18 protein-coding genes and 1 other RNA gene are annotated in these 19494 nt (G+C 72.1%); 6 read left to right on the top strand and 13 right to left on the bottom strand.

Annotated features, from left to right (window positions below; genetic code table 11):
* Positions 1-29: 29 nt before the first annotated feature.
* The 3 genes from AC1HIL_RS09080 to AC1HIL_RS09070 form a co-directional block, all read right to left on the bottom strand.
* Entirely contained in the window at positions 30-1019 is a 990-nt protein-coding gene (locus AC1HIL_RS09080) for a Bug family tripartite tricarboxylate transporter substrate binding protein (RefSeq protein ID WP_479671646.1), read from the bottom strand.
* Between the two features lie 11 nt (positions 1020-1030).
* Complete coding sequence (gene add, locus AC1HIL_RS09075) at positions 1031-2110, bottom strand: adenosine deaminase (RefSeq protein WP_479671645.1); 1080 nt, start codon at positions 2108-2110, stop codon at positions 1031-1033.
* A gap of 71 nt (positions 2111-2181) precedes the next feature.
* Positions 2182-3132: a LysR family transcriptional regulator gene (locus AC1HIL_RS09070; RefSeq protein WP_479671644.1), complete on the bottom strand. Its 951-nt coding sequence runs from the start codon at positions 3130-3132 to the stop codon at positions 2182-2184.
* A gap of 155 nt (positions 3133-3287) precedes the next feature.
* On the opposite strand from AC1HIL_RS09070, the gene AC1HIL_RS09065 reads away from it, so the two are divergent.
* Positions 3288-4166 (top strand): TorF family putative porin, encoded by an 879-nt coding sequence (locus tag AC1HIL_RS09065; protein WP_479671643.1) that lies wholly within the window; start codon positions 3288-3290, stop codon positions 4164-4166.
* A 24-nt stretch (positions 4167-4190) separates the two neighbouring features.
* On the opposite strand, the gene AC1HIL_RS09060 is transcribed toward AC1HIL_RS09065, so the two are convergent.
* Positions 4191-5198, bottom strand: coding sequence for a Bug family tripartite tricarboxylate transporter substrate binding protein (locus AC1HIL_RS09060; RefSeq protein ID WP_057593925.1), 1008 nt, complete (start codon positions 5196-5198; stop codon positions 4191-4193).
* A 118-nt stretch (positions 5199-5316) separates the two neighbouring features.
* Between AC1HIL_RS09060 and AC1HIL_RS09055 the strand changes: the two genes are divergently transcribed.
* From AC1HIL_RS09055 to AC1HIL_RS09045, 3 genes are all read left to right on the top strand, one after another.
* On the top strand, positions 5317-6984 hold the full coding sequence (locus AC1HIL_RS09055) for an MBL fold metallo-hydrolase (RefSeq protein ID WP_261211404.1): 1668 nt from the start codon (positions 5317-5319) through the stop codon (positions 6982-6984).
* The gene (locus AC1HIL_RS09050) at positions 6981-7697 is read left to right on the top strand and encodes an RNA pseudouridine synthase (RefSeq protein ID WP_479671642.1); all 717 of its coding nucleotides are present in this window, start codon (positions 6981-6983) and stop codon (positions 7695-7697) included. The genes AC1HIL_RS09055 and AC1HIL_RS09050 overlap by 4 nt, the downstream gene beginning before the upstream one ends.
* A 119-nt stretch (positions 7698-7816) precedes the next feature.
* Positions 7817-8401: a hypothetical protein gene (locus tag AC1HIL_RS09045; RefSeq protein WP_057593928.1), complete on the top strand. Its 585-nt coding sequence runs from the start codon at positions 7817-7819 to the stop codon at positions 8399-8401.
* A gap of 79 nt (positions 8402-8480) precedes the next feature.
* On the opposite strand, the gene AC1HIL_RS09040 is transcribed toward AC1HIL_RS09045, so the two are convergent.
* From AC1HIL_RS09040 to AC1HIL_RS09005, 8 genes are all read right to left on the bottom strand, one after another.
* Positions 8481-9707, bottom strand: a complete 1227-nt coding sequence (locus AC1HIL_RS09040; RefSeq protein WP_261211407.1) for a multidrug effflux MFS transporter — start codon at positions 9705-9707, stop codon at positions 8481-8483.
* On the bottom strand, positions 9704-11191 hold the full coding sequence (locus AC1HIL_RS09035) for an efflux transporter outer membrane subunit (protein WP_479671641.1): 1488 nt from the start codon (positions 11189-11191) through the stop codon (positions 9704-9706). Before AC1HIL_RS09035 ends, AC1HIL_RS09040 begins: the two co-directional genes overlap by 4 nt.
* Complete coding sequence (locus tag AC1HIL_RS09030; protein WP_479671640.1) at positions 11191-12162, bottom strand: efflux RND transporter periplasmic adaptor subunit; 972 nt, start codon at positions 12160-12162, stop codon at positions 11191-11193. The genes AC1HIL_RS09035 and AC1HIL_RS09030 overlap by 1 nt, the downstream gene beginning before the upstream one ends.
* Positions 12163-12169: 7 nt before the next feature.
* Complete coding sequence (locus AC1HIL_RS09025) at positions 12170-12376, bottom strand: DUF1656 domain-containing protein (protein WP_057593930.1); 207 nt, start codon at positions 12374-12376, stop codon at positions 12170-12172.
* Positions 12373-14535 (bottom strand): FUSC family protein, encoded by a 2163-nt coding sequence (locus AC1HIL_RS09020; RefSeq protein WP_479671639.1) that lies wholly within the window; start codon positions 14533-14535, stop codon positions 12373-12375. Before AC1HIL_RS09020 ends, AC1HIL_RS09025 begins: the two co-directional genes overlap by 4 nt.
* Positions 14536-15039 (bottom strand): MarR family winged helix-turn-helix transcriptional regulator, encoded by a 504-nt coding sequence (locus tag AC1HIL_RS09015; RefSeq protein WP_479671638.1) that lies wholly within the window; start codon positions 15037-15039, stop codon positions 14536-14538.
* A 131-nt stretch (positions 15040-15170) separates the two neighbouring features.
* Positions 15171-15528, bottom strand: an RNA gene (gene rnpB, locus AC1HIL_RS09010) — RNase P RNA component class A.
* Positions 15529-15561: 33 nt separating this feature from the next.
* Positions 15562-16359 carry an AraC family transcriptional regulator gene (locus AC1HIL_RS09005; RefSeq protein ID WP_479671637.1) on the bottom strand — a complete coding sequence of 266 codons (798 nt, stop codon included), beginning with the start codon at positions 16357-16359 and terminating at the stop codon, positions 15562-15564.
* Between the two features lie 118 nt (positions 16360-16477).
* On the opposite strand from AC1HIL_RS09005, the gene AC1HIL_RS09000 reads away from it, so the two are divergent.
* Positions 16478-17374, top strand: coding sequence for a DMT family transporter (locus AC1HIL_RS09000; protein ID WP_261211412.1), 897 nt, complete (start codon positions 16478-16480; stop codon positions 17372-17374).
* A gap of 6 nt (positions 17375-17380) precedes the next feature.
* Here AC1HIL_RS09000 and AC1HIL_RS08995 read toward each other — a convergent pair whose 3' ends face one another.
* A complete protein-coding gene (locus tag AC1HIL_RS08995) occupies positions 17381-18331 on the bottom strand; it encodes a cupin domain-containing protein (RefSeq protein ID WP_479671636.1) in 951 nt (316 codons plus the stop codon).
* Between the two features lie 99 nt (positions 18332-18430).
* Here AC1HIL_RS08995 and tehA point away from each other — a divergent pair, with 99 nt between their 5' ends.
* Positions 18431-19432, top strand: coding sequence for a dicarboxylate transporter/tellurite-resistance protein TehA (gene tehA, locus AC1HIL_RS08990; protein ID WP_479671635.1), 1002 nt, complete (start codon positions 18431-18433; stop codon positions 19430-19432).
* The last annotated feature ends 62 nt before the right edge of the window (positions 19433-19494 follow it).

Below are 19494 nucleotides of genomic sequence, written 5' to 3'. Positions count from 1 at the left end.
GGGGCGCTGCGGCATTCTGAGGCATCGCGCTACTCGGCCTTGATGTTCCCCTTCGCGACGATCGCGCCGAACTTAGCATCCTCGCCCTTCAGGAAGGCCGCGAACTCCTTCGGCCCCGCGCCCAGCGGCGTGACGCCGCCCTCCTGGAAATTCCTGCGCACGCCCGGGTTCGCGAGCACCTGCGCCAGCGCGGCATGCAGCTGCGAAACGATCTGCGGCGGCGTTCCCTTGGGCGCGAAGATGCCCTGCCAGACCGACACGTCGGCGCCGCGCCATGCGGGCACGCTGGCCAGCGGCGGCGCTTCGGGCATGGCGGCCGAGGCGCTCTCCGCCATCACGCCGTACACGCGCAGCTTGCCCGCGCGCGCCTGCTGGATGACCATCGACAGCGGCAGCACGGCGAGGTCGAGCTGGTTGCCGCTGAGGTCGCTCACGATCTGCACGCCGGTGCGGTATGGCACATGGACCATGTCGACGCCGCCGCGCTGCTTGAGCAGCTCGCCGCCCAGGTGCAGCGAGGTGCCGACGCCCGAGCTCGCGTAGCTGTACTTGCCGGGCGCGGCCTTGAGGTCGGCATACAGCGCCTCGCTGGTCTTCGGCTGCAGCGCGGGCTTGCCGACCAGCGCCAGCGGCTGGGCGCCAAGCAGCGTGACGGGCACGAGATCGGCGAGGCCGTCGTAGCGCACGGTGGAAGGCGTCACCATCTTGGCGATGACGACTGTGCTCTCGACCGACAGCAGCAGGGTGTAGCCATCGGGCCTGGCGCGCACGGCCTTCTCGGTGCCGATGACGCCGCCGGCACCCGACACGTTCTCGATCACCACCGGCTGCCCGAGCCGCGTGGCGAGCTCGGGCGCGATCCAGCGCGCCATGACGTCGACGTTGCCGCCGGCACCGTAGGGCACGATCAGGGTGATCGGGCGCGCGGGCCAGGCGGGCTCGGCGAGGGCCGTGGTGGCGCAGGCGGCGAAGGCCAGGGCGGCGAGCAGTGCGCGGCGGCGTGCGGTGTCGATGTGCATCGTGGGGTCCTTCAGTCGCGGTTCGTTTCCAGGGGAGCAGCCTGCTCGCGCTCGAGCGCGGCGATCTCGCGTTCGAAGTCGGCGCGCAGGTCGCGCTTCGCGTCGTCGTCGAGCCAGCAGGCGTCGACGCCCGCGAGGCTGAAGGCGCGCGCCTGCTCCCAGCCCCAGCCGCCGCCCTCGAGCACGGTGGCGTAGGTGTGGCTGAGGTCGGTGTGGAACATCGCGGGGTCGTCGGTGTTGAGGCTGACCGGCAGGCCCGCGTCGACCATGCGCTTCACGCTGTCGAGCCGCCGCCGCTGGTTGCGCACCACGCTCGTGATGCCGCAGACGCAGAAATGCACGCCGCGGTCGCGCGCGCGCCGCAGGCCGTCGTCGCTGGCGAGCAGGTTGTAGCCATGGTCGAGCCGGTCGCAGCCCAGCAGGTGGATGCAGTCGTCGACGTTCGAAGGCGGCGCCTCCTCGAGCGTCTGGTTGTCCTCGCAGACATGGGCGGTGCGCTGGAGGCCGGCGCGGCCCGCGCGCTCGAACAGGGCCGCGAAGCTGGCGGGCGGGCCCGCGCGCTCGGGGCCGTCGAGGCCCACGCCGACGACGAGGTCGGAGCGCAGGCCGAGGATGTCGTCCATCGCGCGCTCGGCGCTGTCGAGCGGCAGGCCGCGGTCGAAGGAGGCGATCAGCAGGCCCGAGCAGCCGAAGTCCTGCCGCGCGGCGCGCAGGCCGGCCACCAGCCCCTCGACCTGCACGCGGTACGGCACGCCCGTGGGCATGAAGTACTGCGGGTTGAACGACAGCTCGACATGGCGCGCGTTGCTGCTGCGCGCGGCGTCCTCCACGGCCTCGTAGGCCACGCGCTCGAAATCGGCGCTGCTGCGCACCGCCTGCGCGGCGATGCGCAGCACGTCGATGAAGTCGTAGAAGTCGCGGTAGCTGTAGAGCGTGTCGACCGGGCGCGGCAGCGGCAGTTCGTACTGGCGCGCGAGCGCGACCAGCGTGGCCGGGCGCAGGGTGCCGGCCAGGTGGAAATGCAGGTCGGTCTTGGGCAGCCGGGCGAGCAGGTCCGGACGGACCGGCGCGGGGGAGGAAGGGGTGGACATGGACGGCGACGATAGCCACGCCCACCGCCCGCGCCCAGCACAGCGCTGTGCAGCAGGTTATGACAGCGCCGTCATGACCTGGGCCGGTGCGCCAGCTCGCGCGCGGCCGCCGTCAGCTCGCCGCGCAGCCAGCGCATGGCCTGGTTCTTGTGCGTGCGCTCGTGCCACACGAGGCGGTAGCGGTGCGGCTTGATCTTCGCGGGAAAGGGCACGATCGCGAGCGGGTACTGGCGCGCGAAGTCCTCGGCCAGCAGGCGGCCGGTGGTGAAGACCAGGTCGGTGCGCGCGAGGATGGCCGGCGCCATGCCGAGGAACTGGGTGTGCATCGCCGTGTGGACCGACACGCCGAGCTCGGCCAGCTGCGCATCGATGATGGTGCCCTGCCCCGGCACGTGCTCGAGCGAGGACAGGTGGCGCGCGCGCCGGTAGTCGTCGAGCGTCATCGGCGCCCTGGCCAGCGGATGGCCCTCGCGCACCAGGCAGACCATGGGCTCGGTCAGCAGGCTGGCGGCGCGCAGGTGGCCGGGCAGCTCGGGCCAGATGGTGATGACCATGTCGACCTCGCCGTCGGCGAGCTGGCGGTAGTGCTCGAAGCGCGAGCCCAGGCCGCGGATCACCACGTCGCACTCGGGCGCCTGGCGCGCCACGCGCTCGGCGACGTCGGCGAAGAACTGGCGCGGCAGGAAGTCGTAGGTCGCGATGCGGAAGCTCTGGCGCAGCTCGCGCGGCTCGACGGGGCCGGCCTCGGCGGTCAGCAGCGACATGTCGGCCAGGATGCGCCGCGTGGGCGCGGCCAGCGCCTGCGCGCGCTCGGTCAGCACCATGCGGTTGCCCACGCGCACCAGCAGCTCGTCGCCGGTGAGCTGGCGCAGCACCTTGAGGTGGCGGCTCAGCGCGGACTGCGCCACGCCGAGCTTGGCCGCGGCCTGCGACACGCTGGCCTCGCTCAGCAGCGCGTGGAGTGAGCGCAGCAGCGATTCGTCCAGTCGGCGGTCATGCTCGCCGGTGTCGGGCAGGGACATGGTGTTCGGATCGAAGAGGAATGGAACGTCTGCGGGCCAGCGATTCTGCCCGCCCGCCGCATGCGCGATTTTTGCGCCGCGGCCCGAAGTCTTTACACGGCTTTGATACGCCCCCTCCTACGCTGTCGCTCTTCCTTCATCCCCGAGCTCTCTCGATGCAAAGATCGATCCGCGCCGCCTCCTCGGCACTCACCCTCCCCACTTTGATCGCCGCCGCCTTCGCGCTGCCTGGCGCGGCCTTCGCGCAAGCGGCCGGCGATACGCCGGCACCGGCCGCCTCGCCGGTCACGGCCAACATCTCGCTGACCACGAACTACAAGTTCCGCGGCCAGGACCAGGACATGCTCGGCCGGAACGACTTCGCCAAGACCCGCGCCGTCAAGCCTGCGATCCAGGGCGGCTTCGACTACGCCTTCGGCGACAGCGGCTTCTACGTCGGCAACTGGAACTCCAGCGTCAACTGGCTCAAGGGCAACAGCGTCGAGGTCGACCTGTACGGCGGCTACAAGTTCAAGGCCGGCCCGCTGGACATGGACATCGGTGCGCTGACCTACATCTATCCGGGCAACTCGGTCGGCAACACCACCGAGCTCTATGGCGCGGCCACCTATGCCGACGAGAGCCTCGGTTCCTTCACCCTGAAGTACTCGCACACGGTGTCGAAGGACTACTTCGGCTTCGCCGGCAACAAGCTGGGCTCGGGCCTCAAGGGCACCAACACCGGCTACCTGAACCTGTCGTACAGCAAGGAGATCCTGCCCAAGGTGACGCTCAAGGCCGCGGTGGGCTACACGGCCCTGTCGAGCGACATCCGCAGGAACACGGCCTACAAGAGCTATGTCGACTACAACGTGGGCGCCAGCTACGACTTCGGCGGCGGACTCACGCTCGCCGGCTCGGTGCAGGGCGCGAACCAGAAGAACGCCTTCAACGCCGCGGCCGGCCCGCTGTACGACTTCGGCTTCTACACCGTGCAGCAGGTCTACTCGCCGAACAAGCCGCGCTTCATCCTCACGCTGGCCAAGGCGCTCTGACGAAGACGCCGGCGGCCCTCGGCATCAATCGATGCTGATGTTCGCCGTCTTCGCGACCTCCGCCCACTTCACGCGGTTGTCGTGCACCGTCTTCCTGAACTGCGCGGGCGTCTCGATGCGGATGGTGTTGCCCTGGCTCTCGAACTTCTCGCGGATCTCGGGCTGCTCGAGCACCGCCTTCACGGCGGCGTTGAGCTTCTCGACGATGCGCGCGTCGGTGCCCTTGGGCGCGAAGATGCCGAACCAGATCGAGCTGTCGAAGCCCTGGGTGCCGGGCAGGCCGCTCGAGGCGATGGTGGGCACTTCCTTCACCGCGGCCACGGGCGTGGCGGTGGTCACGCCGAGCAGCCGCACCTTGCCGGCCTTGTAGTGCGGCAGGATGGTCTGGACCTGGTTCATGATGCAGCAGGTCTCGCCGCGCACCACCGAGGTGATGGCCTCGGGGCCGCCCTTGTAGGGCACGTGGACCATGTCGAGCCCGAGCCGCGCATTGAACTCGGCGAAGGCCATGTGGGTGCCGGCGCCGTTGCCGGTGGAGGCGTAGTTGTACTTGCCGGGGTTGGCCTTGACGAGCGCGACGAACTCCTTGAGCGTCTTCACGTTGATCACGTCGGGATTGATCGTGAGCACGTTCGACACGTCGAGCACCGGCGCCACCGGCACGAAGTCGGCCTCGACGTCGAAGGGCAGCTTCTTGTAGAGCGCGGCATTGCTGCCGTGGGTGGCGGCGGTGCCGAACGAGAGCGTGTAGCCGTCGGGCTTCGCGTGGGCCACGTACTCGCTCGCGATGTTGCCGGCCGCGCCGGAGCGGTAGTCGATGATCACGGGCTTGCCGAGCTGGCGCGTCAGCGGGTCCTGGATGGTGCGGGCCACCACGTCGACACCGGAGCCGGCGGGAAAACCCATGATCAGCGTTACGGGCTGTTGCGGCCAATCGGCCTGCGCATGCGCCGCGGGCGCGATCGACGCGCACAATGCAGCGGCCGTCAGCAGCGCGCGCAGGTGCCGGCTCGGAAAGTGGAAAGGGGGCATGGCGGTGGTCCTCGGTTCGGGCGGTGCAGGCCCGGATTCTGGCGCGATGCTCATACCCGCTTCGGCATGTGCTTATGCGCGACACACCTCCGGCGCGCCGCCTCTCCATAATCGCCCCATGGTTCGTCCCACACAACTCATCCATCCCCAGCGCGAACCGGTGGCGGTGCGCGCCGCGGCCACCGTGCTGCTTCTGCGCGATACCGCGTCCGGCATCGAGGTGCTGATGACGCGCCGCTCGGCCAAGGCCAGCTTCGCGCCCGGCGCCTACGTCTTTCCCGGCGGCCACATCGACGCGGCCGACGAGGTCGCCGCGCGCACGGCCGCGCGCCGCCCCACGCAGAGCCCGCTGCAGGCCACGCAGGCGGTGGCCGCGATCCGCGAATGCTTCGAGGAGCTCGGCGTGCTGCTCGCGCACCATGCCGACGGCCGCCCGGCCGGCGCCGAGGACATCGCCGCGATGGACCGCGACGGCCACGCGGCCGTGCCCTTCGCCGAGCAGTGCGCGGCGCGCGGGCTGGTGCTCGAGGCCGACCGCGTGTTCACCTTCGCGCACTGGATCACCGACCGCGACCTGCCCAAGCGCTTCGACGTGCCTTTCCTGGTGGCGCGCATGCCCGAGGGGCAGGAGCCCTCGGCCGACGAGAGCGAGCAGTTCGAGCCGAGCTGGGTGCGCCCGGCCGATGCGCTGGCGCGCCACGCGGCCGGCAGCTTCTTCATGATCTTCCCGACCGTGCGCACGCTGCAGCGCATGGCCTCGTACGCGAGCGTCGATGCGGTGCTGGCGGCCTGCGCGAGCGAGCAGCCGCTGTGGACCAGTTGCCCGCGCGGCGGCTTCGTCAACGGCCGCGACGAGCGCTACATGGAGAACGACCCGCCCTTCGGCGAGCTCGCGCTGGTCTGCCCCGACGGCCAGATGCTGCACTCGCTCGACTGGAAGAGCGATGCACCGGTGGCGCTGCTGAAGAACGTGCAGCGCCTGACCGCGCCCAACCCGGGCGCGATGACCGGCCCGGGCACCAACAGCTACATCGTGGGCGACGCGGCCACCGGCCACATCGTGATCGATCCGGGCCCGAACGACCCCGCCCACATCGAGCGGCTGTGGCAGGCCGCCAGGGGCGACATCCGCATGATCGTCTGCACGCATTCGCATGCCGACCATTCGCCGGGCGCGGCGCCGCTGCAGGCGCTGGCCGGCGCCGCGAAGCCGCCGATCCTGGGGCTGTCGTCGGCGCCCACGGCGCGCTCGAGCGCGCGCTTCTCGGCCGAGCGCGAGCTGGCCGACGGCGAGCGGCTGGTGCTCGCGGGCACCGATGCCGAGGGCCAGCCGCTCACGCACACGCTGCGCGTGATCCACACGCCGGGCCACGCGGCCAATCACCTGTGCCTGGTGCTCGAGGAGGACGGTCTGCTGTTCTCGGGCGACCACATCCTCAACGGCAGCACCACGGTGGTCGATCCGCCCGACGGCGACATGACGGCCTACCTCGATTCGCTCGACAAGCTCGACGCGAACTGCGAGGCCGGCGGCGTCGAATTCATCCTGCCCGCGCACGGCCACGTGATCGGCTTCGCGCGCACGGCCATCGCCTACCTGAAGGCGCACCGCCTCAAGCGCGAGGCCAAGATCGCGGCCGCCATGCAGAAGCTGCCCGAGGGCACGCCCGAGCAATGGCTGCCGCTGGCCTACGACGACGTGCCCGAGCGGCTGTGGCCGGTGGCCGCGCGCTCGCTGGCGGCGCACGTGGCGCGCATCCGGCAGCAGGCGGCCGTCGGTTCATGAGCGCTCCAGAAAGGCAGGACGCCGAGGGCATCCGACTGGCCAAGCGCGTGGCCGCGCTCGCGGGCTGCTCGCGGCGCGAGGCCGAGCTGCTGATCGAGAACGGCGCGGTGCGCGTCGACGGCCAGCCGGCGCTGCTGCCGCAATCGCGCGTGCAGCCGCACCAGCAGGTGGAGATCGAGGCGGGCGCGCGGCCCGAGCCGGTGCTGCCGGTGACGCTGCTGCTGCACAAGCCGGCCGGCCTGCGCATCGAGCAGGCGCACACGCTGCTGGTGGCCGCCAACCTCGCGCCCGCGCACGGAACGCCGCGCTTCCTGCCCGCGCTCGCACGCGGCCAGCACTGCATGACGCCGCTGGAGACCGGCGCCAGCGGCCTGGTGGCGTTCACGCAGGAATTCCGCATCGAGCGCAAGCTGCACGAGGACGCCGCCGTCATCGAGCACGAGATCATGGTCGACGTGGCCGGTGCCGTGTCGCCCGAACAGCTCGCGCGCTTCGAGCGCACGCCCGCGCGCGTGAGCATCGGCCGCCAGACGCCCGAGCAGACCGGGCTGCGCTTCGCGCTCAAGGGCGCGCAGCCGGGCCAGGTCGCGCACCTGTGCGACCGCATGGAGCTGCGCATCCTCGCGATGCGCCGCATCCGCATCGGACGCGTGCCGCTGGCCGGCCTCGCGCCCGGCCAGTGGCGCTACCTCGCGCCGCAGGAACGCTTTTGACGCCCCCGAAGAAGAAGAAAGAAGAACGGGAAGCCGGCGCGCTTCCACCCTCGCACCGCATGTTCGCGGCCTGCTTTTTCAGCCAGCGGCTTCGCGCCGCCGACAGGAGACCCCAAGCCATGAAGTCCGGATCGATTCCCGCCACCGAGGCCGCGCCCTTCCCGCGCCGCCTGCCCGCCACGGTGGCGGCCCTCGCCCTCGCCTCGCTCGGCGGCTGCTCGGTGTTCGAGCCGCTGATGCCCGCGCCCCCGCCGCCGCCGGCTCCCGCGCCGCCGCCCATCGTGTCGAGGGACGGCCTGGCGCCGATCACCGAGGACCAGGTCGAGCGCATTCGCGAGCAGATCGCCGCCAAGCCGCCGACCCCGGCCGTGGGCCGCGTGGTGCGCAGCGCCTCGCCGACCATCGAGTCCTTCCTGCGCACCGAGGGTTGCATCACCGCGCGCAACGGCGCGGTGCTCAACCCCTTCGCGGCGCCGGGCCGGCTGTTCGACGCCCAGGGCTTCCAGGGCGGGCCGATGGCGCAGATGCAGTACCACGACAAGACGGCCTGCGTGACCGTCAAGCGGATCCAGAACTGGAAGATGGTGTCGCCGAAGCTGCTGCGCTTCGACGTGGTCTACGTGGGCGACGACGGGGAGGAGCGTTCGGTGAAGCGGCACGAGCTGGTGCGGCAGCCGAAGGGCGGGTGGTTGTTCGCGAAGTGAGCCCGTCACCGTTCAGGCTGAGCTTGTCGAAGCCTTGCGCGAGGCTTCGACAGGCTCAGCCCGAACGGGTGGGGATGGCTCAGCCCGAATGAGCTGAAACGGGCACCACCTTGCGCTGCGACCGCAGCGCCACCGCGAACGACAGCTGCGCCACGATCCCCGCCCCCGCGAGCACCAGCGCCGAGGCCAGCGCGGGATTGCGGTGCCCCATGCCCGCGAGCGCGGTGCACAGCGCGCCCACGGCCATCTGCGTGAAGCCGTAGAGGCCCGAGGCCGAGCCGATGATCTGCGGGTTGACGCCGATGGCCTGCGTGAGCGCGGCCGGCGAAGCCATGCCGACGCCGACGGTGAACAGGAACATGCTGGCCACGATCAGCGGCACCGACAGCCGGTCGGTGAGCGCGGCGCCCAGCAGCACGAAGGCCGCGAGCACGCTGAGCGCGTTGGAGCGGATCATCAGCCGGTCGACGCGCACGCGCGCGATCAGGTGGCTGGTGAGGAAGCTGCCGAGCCACACGCCCGAGACCAGGATGGCGAGGTAGATGCCGGCCTCGTGCGCGGGCCGGTGCAGCTGGTCGACGAAGATGAACGGCGCCGAGGCGACGAAGGCATACATCGAGGTGGTGGCGCAGCCGCCGCCGACGGAGAAGCCGAGGAAGGCCGGCGAGCGCAGCAGGCGCGCGTAGTTGCGCGCGAGCGCGGGCGCGCTGACGGCGGCGCCGGGCCGGCCGGTCTCGGGCAGCAGGCGCCAGGTGAACAGCAGGCCGACGATGCCGAGCGCGAACAGGCCGTAGAAGATCGAGCGCCAGCCCAGGGCGGTGGCGAGCGCGCCGCCGACCAGCGGCGCGATGCTCGGGCCCACGGTCACCATCAGGTTCATCAGCGCGAGGCGGCGCGTGGCCTCCTGCGGCTCGGCGGTGTCGCGCACGATGCTGCGCCCGAGCACCAGGCCCGCGCAGCCGCCCATGGCCTGGAACAACCGCGCCGTGATCAGCGCATGCACCTCGGGCGCGAGCGCGGCGGCCAGGCCGGCGGCGGTGTAGAGGGAGAGGCCCGCGAGCAGCACCGGCCGGCGGCCGAAGCGGTCGGCCAGCGGGCCGTACACCAGCTGCCCGACGGCCAGGCCGAAGATGTAGAGGCTCACCGTCATCTGCATCTCGCCGATGCCGGCACCGAGGCTGCGCGCGGCGATCGGCAACGCGGGCACGAAGATGTGCATGGCCAGGGTGCCGCTGAAGGTGACGAGCGCGAGCAGCCACAGCGGCGCGTGCGCGGCGCGCGGCACGGGAATGGCGTTCGTGCTCACTGCTTGCGTGCCTCGCTGCCGGTGGCGGCGAGCCGGTCGCCGTCGTCCGTCTCCCAGCCGCCGCCGAGCGCCATGAACAGCACGATCTGGTCGTCCGACAGCTGCGCCTCGCTGGCCGCCAGCGCGGCATCGCTCGCGGCCAGCGCACGCTCGGCATCGAGCGCGTCGAGGTAGGCGGTGCGGCCGTTGCGGTAGAGCTGGCGCGCCTGCGCGGCGACGGTGGCGCTCTCGTCGCGCGCGGCCTGCAGCGCGGCGCGGCGGTCGAGCTCGCGCGCGTAGTTGCCGAGCGCCGACTCGGTCTCGCGCAGCGCGGTGAGCACGGTGCCGTCGAACTTCGCGAGCGCCGCGCGCGTGCCGGCCTCGGCCTGTGCGATGCGGGCCTGCGCGATGCCGGTGTTGGGCACGGTCCACGAGATCAGCGGGCCGAGGCTCCAGCCGAAGGTGCCCTTGCGGCCGAAGTCCTCGGCCGGGCCGGCCGACGAGGCCGACAGGCCCAGGGTGATCTTCGGATAGAGGTCGGCCGTGGCGACGCCGATGCGCGCGGTGGCCTGGGCCAGGCTGCGCTCGGCCTGGCGGATGTCGGGCCGGCGGCGCAGCAGCGCGGCGCCGTCGCCCACCGGCACGGTGCCGGCCACGCGCGGCGGCACGGCACAGTCGGCGAGCTCGCGCGGGAAGTCCTGCGGCAGTTCGCCCGTGAGCGTGGCGAGGCGGTAGAGCGCGTTCTGGCGCTCGGCCACGAGCGGCGGCAGCGCGGCCGTGAGCTGCTGCAGCTGCGCGCGGGCACGGCCGGTGTCGAGCGCGCCGGCGCGGCCGGCGTCGTGCAGCTTCTCGGTGACGTCGACCGCCTCCTGCTGCAGCCGCACCGACTTGCGCGCGATCTCCAGCCGCAGGCCGGTGGAACAGGCCTCCGCATAGGCACGCGCGGTGCCGGCCGCGACGTTCACGCGCACCAGGTCGAGCGCGGCGGCGGCCGACGCGGTGCCGGCCTCGGCGGCCTCGGCGGCGCGGCGGATCTGGCCGAACAGGTCGACCTGGTAGGACAGCGACAGGCCGCTGCTGTAGTTGAAGCGGTCCGGCGGTTCGTAGTCCTTCTGCAGCAGCTGCAGGCCCGAGACATGGCCGAACGAGGGCCCGCCGTTCACGCCGATGACGGGGCGCTTGCCGCCGGCCACCTCGGCCTCGATGGCGCGCTCGCGCTCGAGGTTGGCGACCGCCTGGCGCAGGTCGGTGTTGTGCACGAGCGCCTGCTCCACCAGCCGGTCGAGCCGCGGGTCGCGGTACAGCCGCCACCAGTGCGGCGGCAGCGGCACGGCCTGCAGGCCGGCGGCGGGATCGGCTTCGGCGAAGGGCCGGCCGGCCGCGGGCTGGCTCGCGATGGCCTCGTCGGGCTGGCGGTAGTCGGGGCCGACGCTGCCGCAGGCCGCGAGCGCCGTGGCGGCGGCCAGCGTGGCGATGCGCAGCACGGTACGCGATGCGGTGGTCATCATCCCTCCTTCCTGGCGCCGGTCTTGGCGTCGGCATCGGCGGCGGTCTTCTCGCGCTGCGCCTGGGCCTGCTCGAGCACCTGCACCGTCACCGTCTGCCCCGCCACCAGCCGCGCGCCCGCGGGCAGCGGATCGAGCTTCACGCGCACCGGGATGCGCTGCGCGAGCCGCACCCAGTTGAAGGTGGGATTCACGCTCGGCAGCAGGTTGGCGCTGGTCGAGCGGTCGCGGTCGGCGATGCCGGCGGCCACGCTCTCGACGGTGCCGCCGAGCACCGCGCCGCCGCCCATCGGCATGACGTGCACGCGGTCGCCTAAGTGGATGCGCGGCAGCTTGGTTTCCTCGAAGTAGCCCTCGACGTAGAAGGAGCGCGCATCGACCAGCGCGAGCACCGGCCGGCCCGCGGCCGCGTAGCTGCCCTGGCGCAGGTCGAGGTTGGTGACCAGGCCGTCGGCCGGCGCGCGCACCTCGGCGCGCTGCAGGTTCAGCCGCGCCGAATCGAGCGCGACCTCGGCCTGCGCGACGGCGGCGCGCGCCTGCTCGACACGCGCGCGGGTCTGTTCGCGCGCCTCCTGCGAGACCAGCGCCTCGAGCCCCGCGTTGCGCGCGTTCTCGCGCTGGGCCTGCGCGCTCATGGCGCGTTGCGCGGCGAGCGCGGCCTGGGCCTGGCGCACGGCCAGGTCGTAGCGCGCGCGGTCGACCTCGAACAGCAGGGTGCCGGCGGCCACCGACTGGTTGTCCTGCACCGGCACGGCGGTGACCAGGCCCGAGACGTCGGGCGCGATCTGGACCACGTTGGCGCGCACGCGGCCGTCGCGCGTCCAGGGCGCGAGCTCGTAGTGGTCCCAGAGGCGGAAACCCGCCCAGACGGCGGCGGCCACCACGGCCGCGGTGACGAGGATGCGCAGCGCGCTGGCGGGCCAGGTGCGGGCGCCGGCCTTGTTGTTGTCGTTGGATGTGTTGGCGGTCATGGTGTGGTCATTGCAGGGAGGTCGTGGCGCGGCTCAGCGCATAGAGCAGCAGCAGGTAGAGCGCCATGTCGAACAGGGCCGGGTGCCAGACCCAGCGGTAAAGGCCGGTGGCGGCCAGCAGCCGGCGCACGCCCCACAGGGCCAGCAGCGCGGCGCCGGCCAGCAGCATCAGCCAGGGCACGTAGAGGCCGTAGAAACTCGCTTCGCCGATCATCGGGACACTCCTTGCGCGGGAACTGGAACAGCGGAGGCCGCGCGCATCGGCGGTGCCTCCGGAAAGAGATTGCGGCGCAGCCCCACCAGCGCGGTGACGGCCGAGCGCGCGTCGGCACTCGACGCACCCGCGGTGCCGAGCATCGAGGCCAGCGCCTCGTCGATGCGCGCCAGCAGGCTCGCGGGCCGCGCGGCCACGCGGCCACCGGCGCGCTGGCGGAAGAAGCGCGCGATGTCGCCGAGCAGCGCGCTCGCCGAGGCCAGCGGCAGTTGCGCGCGCACGCGCTGCAGCGCATCGATGTCGGCGCCCATGCGCAGGTCGCGCAGCGCGTCGTCGGCGGCCACGCCCTCGATGCGGCCGCCGGCCTGCGCGATGCGCGGTGCCAGCAGGCCGATGCGGTCGAGCATGCGCACCGCGTAGGCGTCGCCGGGCACGCCACGGCGCTGGGCCGACGGCGACAGGCTCGCGGGCGTGGCCGCGGCCGCGCCGGCCATCTCGCCGAGCTCGCGCCAGGTGGCGCGCTGGATGCGGCGCGCGCTCCAGTCGGCGCCCACCGAGCGCACCAGCCGTGTGACGAAGGCCGCGGCCACCACGCCGAAGACCTGGCCCAGCATGCTGTTGATGAAGCTCACGATGTCGGCGGTGGCGGTGTCGTGCATCGCCAACGTGCCCGCGACGCCGAACAGCAGCGCCATCGCGGCCATGAAGTAGGCCGGCCGGGCCATGTACAGGCCCAGTGCCAGGAACACCGGCGCGCAGACCGCGACCAGCATGCCGAAGTCGTGCACCAGCGGCAGCAGCACCAGCACGTAGAGCGCGGAGATCGGGATCGACCACAGCGTCCACTTGAGGAAGCCCTGGATCGCGGGCACCGGGTCGTCCATGGTGGCGAAGAAGCAGCAGAAGACCGCGGCCATCATGGTGGCGGCCGAGCCCATCGACCAGCCGGTGAGGATCCAGAACGCGCCGCACAGGCAGATGGCGAGCACGGCCGCGAGCGCCGACAGCAGCGCCATGCCGCGGTCCAGGTGCAGCACGCGGTTGCCGAGCGCGGCGATGCGGCGCGGCGGCACCGCGCCCTTCAGGCCGTCGTCGATGTCGGCGCGCAGCCGCGCGCAGGCGCGCCAGCCTTCGACCAGTTCCTCGAGCCGGCCCGCGAGCGCGATGCGCAGCGCGCGGCCCCAGGGGGAGATGGAGGCATCGGGTCGCGTGGCGGCGAGCGTGGCAAGGGTCGCGCGCAGGGCCTGCAGGCGCGCATCGTCCGAAGTGCCGGCGCCCTCCTCGCGCAGCCACTGCCCGGTCTGCGCGAGCAGCGCGGCCACGTCGGGCGCGATGGCGCCCTCGGCCTGCTCGAGCGCGAGCAGCCGGTCTTCGACCGCCGACAGCGCGGGCGTGAGCGCGGCCACGCGGTCCTGCATCGCGCGGATCGCGCCGGCGGTCCAGCGCAGGTGCGTGGTGTCGAAGGGCACATGGGTCGACAGGATGCGCAGCTGCGTGATGTCGCCCGCGAGGCGGCGCCGGTCGTCGGCCAGGCGCCTGGGGTCGGCATCGGCGCGGCGCGCGGGCGTGCCCGTGGCGCTCGCGGGCGGCTGCAGCAGGTCGCCCAGCCACTTGCGCGCGTCCTGCAGGGTACGGTCGAGCAGGCCCAGCACCGTGGGGCCCATGCCGGCCGGCAGCACCAGGCTGTGCAGCAGCGTGGCGCAGAAGATGCCCAGGCCGATCTCCTCGACGCGCGCGACGGCGGTGTCGAACAGCGCCTCGGGCGCCTGCACCGAGGGAAAGCCGATCAGCGCGGCGGTGTAGCCCGCGAGCATGAAGACGTAGGAGCGCGGCGTGCGGTCGAACAGCGAGATGCACAGGCACAGGCCGACCCACAGCGCGAGCACCAGCGTCAGCAGCTCGGGCGCGTTCGACAGCGCGGGCACCAGCAGCACGGTGGCGGTGCTGCCGATCAGCGTGCCGCAGAAGCGATAGACCGCCTTGGAGCGCACCGCGCCGGCCAGCGGATGGGCGACGACATAGGTGGTCATCAGGGCCCAGAACGGACGCGGCAGGCCGGCGCGGCTGGCGAGGTACATCGCGAGCATCGCGGCGGCGAAGCTCTTGGTGGAGAAGACGATCTCGGCGCGGCTGAAGCGCGGCAGGCTCAACGAGGGCATCTAGCGTCGCCCCTCGGCCGGTGCGCCGCGGCCCAGCCGTTCCTCGAGCACCGCGAACACGCGCAGGCAGGCCGCGAGGTCCTCGTCGGACACGCCCTCGAACAGCGCGGCGCGCATCAGGCTCAGCGCGGCCTCGATGGGTTCGCAGGCGGCCTCGCCCGCGGGCGTGAGATGCAGGGTCTTGGCGCGGCGGTCGGCCGGGTCCTCGCGGCGCTCGACATAGCCGGCCTCGACGAGCTGGTCGAGCGAACGCACCAGCGAAGGTCCCTCGATGCCCAGTGCCTCGGCCAGCACGCCCTGGCGCACGCCCTGCTCCATGCGGCCGATCATCACCACCGGCCAGGCCAGGGTCTGCGACAGGCCCACGTGCGCGACCGCCTTGTCGGCCGCGGCGCGGTAGCCGCGCTGCAGGGTCGAGAACTGCATGCCGAGCTTCATCAGCGCGGCTTCGCGCGCTTCCTTTTTCTTCTTCCGGCCGGCGGGCGGAGTGACCGGTTCGGCCATGGCAAGGCTCCCAATTAGTTAGCTTGCTATCGATTATACGGGTTTACCCCAGATCGTGCCGGCCATGCCGACGGGCGGGTCATGCGCTGCCCGGCATGACCCGACGAAGAACGTTGGGGGAAGAAAGAAAAGTGTGAAGCGCGCCGATAAGCCGGATTCTGTGCACCGGACATCTCTTGCGAAATGCCCGGCGTGACCGCCATTACTCTGGGCCGTCTGTCGCCAGACGGCTCGATGCCACCTACCCGCCAGCTCAGCGGAACCACCTCGATACTGGCCTACTTGGTGTTGCTGCGCGCAGAGATTGCCCGTTTCACCCGAACTGAATCGGCTCGTCTCTGTTGCTCTGATCCTCACCTCACGGTGGAGAGCCGTTAGCTCCTGCGCTGTCCTGTGCAGTCCGGACGTTCCTCCAGTGCGGTCTTTCGACGCGGTGCCCGAAGGCATCGCCCCTTGCGGGCTTGCACCAGCGGCGGTCTGGCACGCTTCACGGGGCGGATTATCGCCGCTTCGCGCATGCCCTCATCCCGCGATGCCGCAGAACTCGCGCCGGTACTGCTCGGGCGTCGTGCCCGCCTCGCGCTGGAACATCGCGATGAAGGCCGAGGCCGTGCTGTAGCCGAGGTCGAAGGCGATCTCCTGCACCGTGCGGCCGGCCTCCAGCGCATCGATGGCGCGCAGGAAGCGCAGCCGCTGGCGCCAGTCGCCGAAGGACATGCCGAGTTCGCGCTGGCACTGGCGCGCGAGCGTGCGCTCGGTCATGTGCACGGTGGCGGCCCACTCGGCCAGCGAGCGGTGGTCGCCCGGCTCGGCCTGCAGCGCCTCGAGCACGCCGACCAGCGCGGGCGAGGCCGCGGCCGGCAGGTAGCAGCGCAGCACCTCGGCGCGCGCGAGCTGGTCGACCACCACCTGCGCGAGCCGCAGGTCGGCCGGCGTGACGGGCTCGTTCACATCGCGCGCGGCGAAGTCGGCCAGCACGCTGCGGATGATCGGGCTGATGCGCACGGTGCAGGGCTGCGCGGGCAGCTCGGCGCACAGCGCGGGCACGATGTAGACGGTGCGGTAGACCACCGCATGGCGCAGCGTGCAGCTGTGCACCACCCGCGGCGGGATCCACACCGCGTACTGCGGCGGCGAGAGGAAGCGCAGGCCCTCGGCCTCCATCTGCATGGTGCCGTGCGCGGTGTAGTTGAGATGGCCCCAGCTGTGGCTGTGTGGCGCGGCCAGGGTGTCGGCGCCGAATTCGTCCCAGTTGAAATAGAACGGGCCGGCCTTGTGCTCCACGTCCTGGATCGACAGGTAGCGCGCGCGATCGGCCATGGCGGGGCGGTTCCTCGAAAGAGCGTCCGGAATTCCGGACCGGTTGTCCTGATCGAGCTATATGCCGCAGGACGGACGCACCGATGATAGCCCCGCCTCCTCCTGAAAGTCCTGTCCCATGTGGCCCTATGCCTTCCCCCTGCTCGCCGTCGTCATCTGGTCGGGCAACACCGTCGTCAGCAAGATGGCGGCCGGCACCATCGCGCCGGCCGAGATCAGCTTCTACCGCTGGCTGCTCGCGGCCCTGCTGTTCACGCCGCTGGCGCTGCGCCCGGTGCTGCGCAACTGGCGCGCGATCCGCCCGCAGCTGGGCCGCATCGCGGTGCTCGGCCTGCTGGGCATGGTGGTCTACCAGAGCCTGGCCTACTACGCGGCCTACATGACCACGGCCACGCACATGGGGATCATCGGCTCGCTCACGCCGATGATGGTGCTGGCGCTGTCGATCCTGCTGCTGGGCCAGCGGCTCACGGCCGGCGCGGTGGCGGGCTCGCTGGTGTCGATCGCGGGCGTGGCGGTGGTGGTGTCGTCGGGCAACCTCGGCACGCTGCTCGAGAGCGGCGCCAACCTGGGCGACGGCCTGATGCTGCTGGCGATGCTGGCCTATGCGGTCTACGTGATCCTGCTCAAGCGCTGGGGCATGAAGGAAGTGCCCGCGCTGCAGCTGCTCTACCTGCAGATCGTGTGCGCGGTGATCGTGCTGCTGCCGCTGTACCTGCTGACGCCGCGCATGGGCCTGTCGGCCGCCAACCTGCCGCTGATCGGCTTCGCGGGCCTCGGCGCCTCGATGCTCGCGCCGCTGGTGTGGATGCACACGGTGGCCCACATCGGTCCGAGCCGCGCGAGCATGTTCTTCAACCTGATCCCGCTGTTCACCGCGCTGATCGCGGCGGCGGTGATCGGCGAATCGCTCGCGGCCTATCACGCGGTCGGCGGCGTGCTGACGGTGGCCGGCGTGCTGCTGGCCGAGCTGTGGAAGGCGCCACTGCGGCGCCCGGTGCTGGCCGGGTCCTGAGCCGCTTCAGCCGGCCGCCGCGGCGCGCCGGAAGCGCCCCGGCGTGAGGCCCGCATGGCGCGCGAAGGCACGGTTGAACGCGGCCTCGGAGCGATAGCCGACGGCCTCGCCGACCGAGGCCGTGTCCTGCCCGCCCTGCGCGAGCAGCCGCGACGCGAGCTCCATGCGCAGGCTGGTCAGCAGCTCGAGCGGGCCGGTGCCCGTGCGGCGCGCGAACTCGCGCGCGAAGGTGGCGCGCGAGAGGTGGCAGCGCTCGGCCAGCGAGGCCACGGTCCAGTCGTGCTGCGGTTCGTCGAGCATGGCCTTGAGCGCGCCCGCCAGCCGCGGGCTGGCCATGAGACCCAGCACGCCCGAAAGCTCGGGCCGGGTGTCGAGGCAGGCGCGCACCGCGAGCGTGAACAGCGTGCCCGAGAGCTGCGCCACGATGGCCTGCGCACCGGCGTTCTGCTGCTCGATCTCGTGCGCCATCAGCCGCACCAGGCCCTGCAGCCAGCCGTACTCGGGCCGCTGGCCGAAGGGGATCACCAGCGGATCGGGCAGCGCCTCGAGCAAGGTGCTGCGGCGCCGGCCCGGGAACTCGAACTCGCCGCAGAGGATGTCGGTGTCGGCCTTCGCGGGACGCGGCAGGTTGGTCTTGAGGTCGACCAGCTCGCCCTTGCGCAGGCGGATCGGGCGCATGTCCTCTTGCGGCTCGCGCGGCTCCGGCCCGCGCCCCGCGGTGCGCAGCACGTGCGCCTGGCCGCGCGGCAGGATCACGAGGCTGCCCTCCTCCAGCGGCAGCAGCGTGCCGCTGGCCGGCAGCCACAGCTCGCAGCGCCCGCGCATCAGGATGTGGAAGGGCGCGCGCCACGGGCCGATGGCCTCGTGCGGCGCGGCCCAGTCCTGGCCGAACAGGCAGCGCAGGTCCATGCGGCCGCGCGGGGCCAGCCAGGCTACGAGTTCGCTCAGGGCATCCATGGTGTGAGACGTTGGAGCAATTTTTTCAGCCGGATCGGCATTCAAAATCCTAGCACGCAGGCCTACAGTTGATTCACCGACTTCCACGAGGTGAACAGAATGACTTCCGATCTCGCCCCCACCGCCGCACCGGCCGCCGCATCGGCCCGCGGCCCGATTCCCGTCTCCTTCTTCAGCATCGCCGTCGGCCTGCTCGCGCTGGCCGCGGCCTGGCGCGTGGCGACGCCGCTGTGGCAGCTGCCGCCCGAGGCCGCGCAGGCCCTGACCTGGGCCGGCATCGTCGTGTGGCTGGTGCTGCTGGTGCTCTACGCCGCCAAGTGGCTGCGCCATCCCGACGAGGCGCGCGCCGAGCTCGAACACCCGGTGCAGTCGTCGTTCGCGGCGCTGGGCCCGGTGGCCAGCATGCTGGCGGCGGTCGCGCTGCTGCCCTACGCACGCCCGGTGGCGCTGGCCGTGTTCGCGCTCGCGGTCACGGCGCAGCTCGCGCTCGGCCTGCGGCTCTATGGCCGCACCTGGCAGGGCGGCCGCACGCCGGCCTCGGTCACGCCGGCGATCTACCTGCCGGCGGTGGCGCAGAACTTCGTCGCCGGCACCGCGGCCGCGGCCTTCGGCTGGCCGCAGCTGGGCCTGCTGTTCTTCGGCGCGGGGCTGTTCTCGTGGCTCGCGCTCGAATCGCTGATCCTGCACCGCGCGGCCACGCAGGAGCCGCTGCCCGAGGCGCAGCGCCCGCTGCTGGGCATCCAGCTCGCGCCGGCCGTGGTCGGCGGCGGCACCTGGCTCGCGGTGAATGGCGGCGTGCCCGACCTGTTCGCGCAGATCCTGCTGGGCTACGGCCTCTACCAGGCCCTGCTGCTGCTGCGCCTGCTGCCGTGGATCTCGCGCCAGTCGTTCACGCCCGGCTACTGGGCCTTCAGCTTCGGCGTGGGCGCGCTGCCGACGCTCGCGATGCGGCTGGTGGCGGCCGGCGCCACGGGGCCGGTGCGCTGGCTCGCGCCGCTGCTGTTCGTGGCCGCCAACGCGATCGTCGGACTGCTCGTGGCGCGCACCGTGGCGCTGCTGGTGCGCGGCCGGCTGCTGCCGGTTGCAACACCTTCGCGCTGAAAGGTCCGCGGGCTGGTCTCACAATGCGCGCTGTCGTTGCGACAACCATCGAACCGAACGCA

Source organism: Variovorax sp. ISS6, assembly GCF_056523145.1.
This window is presented reverse-complemented; position numbering and strand designations above follow the sequence as displayed.

Coding starts and splice junctions, on each gene's coding strand:
- AC1HIL_RS09015 (WP_479671638.1), bottom strand. CDS start 15,039: ATGGCCGAACCGGTCACTCCGCCCGCCGGCCGGAAGAAGAAAAAGGAA.
- AC1HIL_RS09065 (WP_479671643.1), top strand. CDS start 3,288: ATGCAAAGATCGATCCGCGCCGCCTCCTCGGCACTCACCCTCCCCACT.
- AC1HIL_RS09050 (WP_479671642.1), top strand. CDS start 6,981: ATGAGCGCTCCAGAAAGGCAGGACGCCGAGGGCATCCGACTGGCCAAG.
- AC1HIL_RS09055 (WP_261211404.1), top strand. CDS start 5,317: ATGGTTCGTCCCACACAACTCATCCATCCCCAGCGCGAACCGGTGGCG.
- AC1HIL_RS09025 (WP_057593930.1), bottom strand. CDS start 12,376: ATGATCGGCGAAGCGAGTTTCTACGGCCTCTACGTGCCCTGGCTGATG.
- AC1HIL_RS09060 (WP_057593925.1), bottom strand. CDS start 5,198: ATGCCCCCTTTCCACTTTCCGAGCCGGCACCTGCGCGCGCTGCTGACG.
- AC1HIL_RS09070 (WP_479671644.1), bottom strand. CDS start 3,132: ATGTCCCTGCCCGACACCGGCGAGCATGACCGCCGACTGGACGAATCG.
- AC1HIL_RS09020 (WP_479671639.1), bottom strand. CDS start 14,535: ATGCCCTCGTTGAGCCTGCCGCGCTTCAGCCGCGCCGAGATCGTCTTC.
- tehA (WP_479671635.1), top strand. CDS start 18,431: ATGACTTCCGATCTCGCCCCCACCGCCGCACCGGCCGCCGCATCGGCC.
- AC1HIL_RS09045 (WP_057593928.1), top strand. CDS start 7,817: ATGAAGTCCGGATCGATTCCCGCCACCGAGGCCGCGCCCTTCCCGCGC.
- AC1HIL_RS09000 (WP_261211412.1), top strand. CDS start 16,478: ATGTGGCCCTATGCCTTCCCCCTGCTCGCCGTCGTCATCTGGTCGGGC.
- AC1HIL_RS08995 (WP_479671636.1), bottom strand. CDS start 18,331: ATGGATGCCCTGAGCGAACTCGTAGCCTGGCTGGCCCCGCGCGGCCGC.
- add (WP_479671645.1), bottom strand. CDS start 2,110: ATGTCCACCCCTTCCTCCCCCGCGCCGGTCCGTCCGGACCTGCTCGCC.
- AC1HIL_RS09080 (WP_479671646.1), bottom strand. CDS start 1,019: ATGCACATCGACACCGCACGCCGCCGCGCACTGCTCGCCGCCCTGGCC.
- AC1HIL_RS09035 (WP_479671641.1), bottom strand. CDS start 11,191: ATGACCACCGCATCGCGTACCGTGCTGCGCATCGCCACGCTGGCCGCC.
- AC1HIL_RS09005 (WP_479671637.1), bottom strand. CDS start 16,359: ATGGCCGATCGCGCGCGCTACCTGTCGATCCAGGACGTGGAGCACAAG.
- AC1HIL_RS09030 (WP_479671640.1), bottom strand. CDS start 12,162: ATGACCGCCAACACATCCAACGACAACAACAAGGCCGGCGCCCGCACC.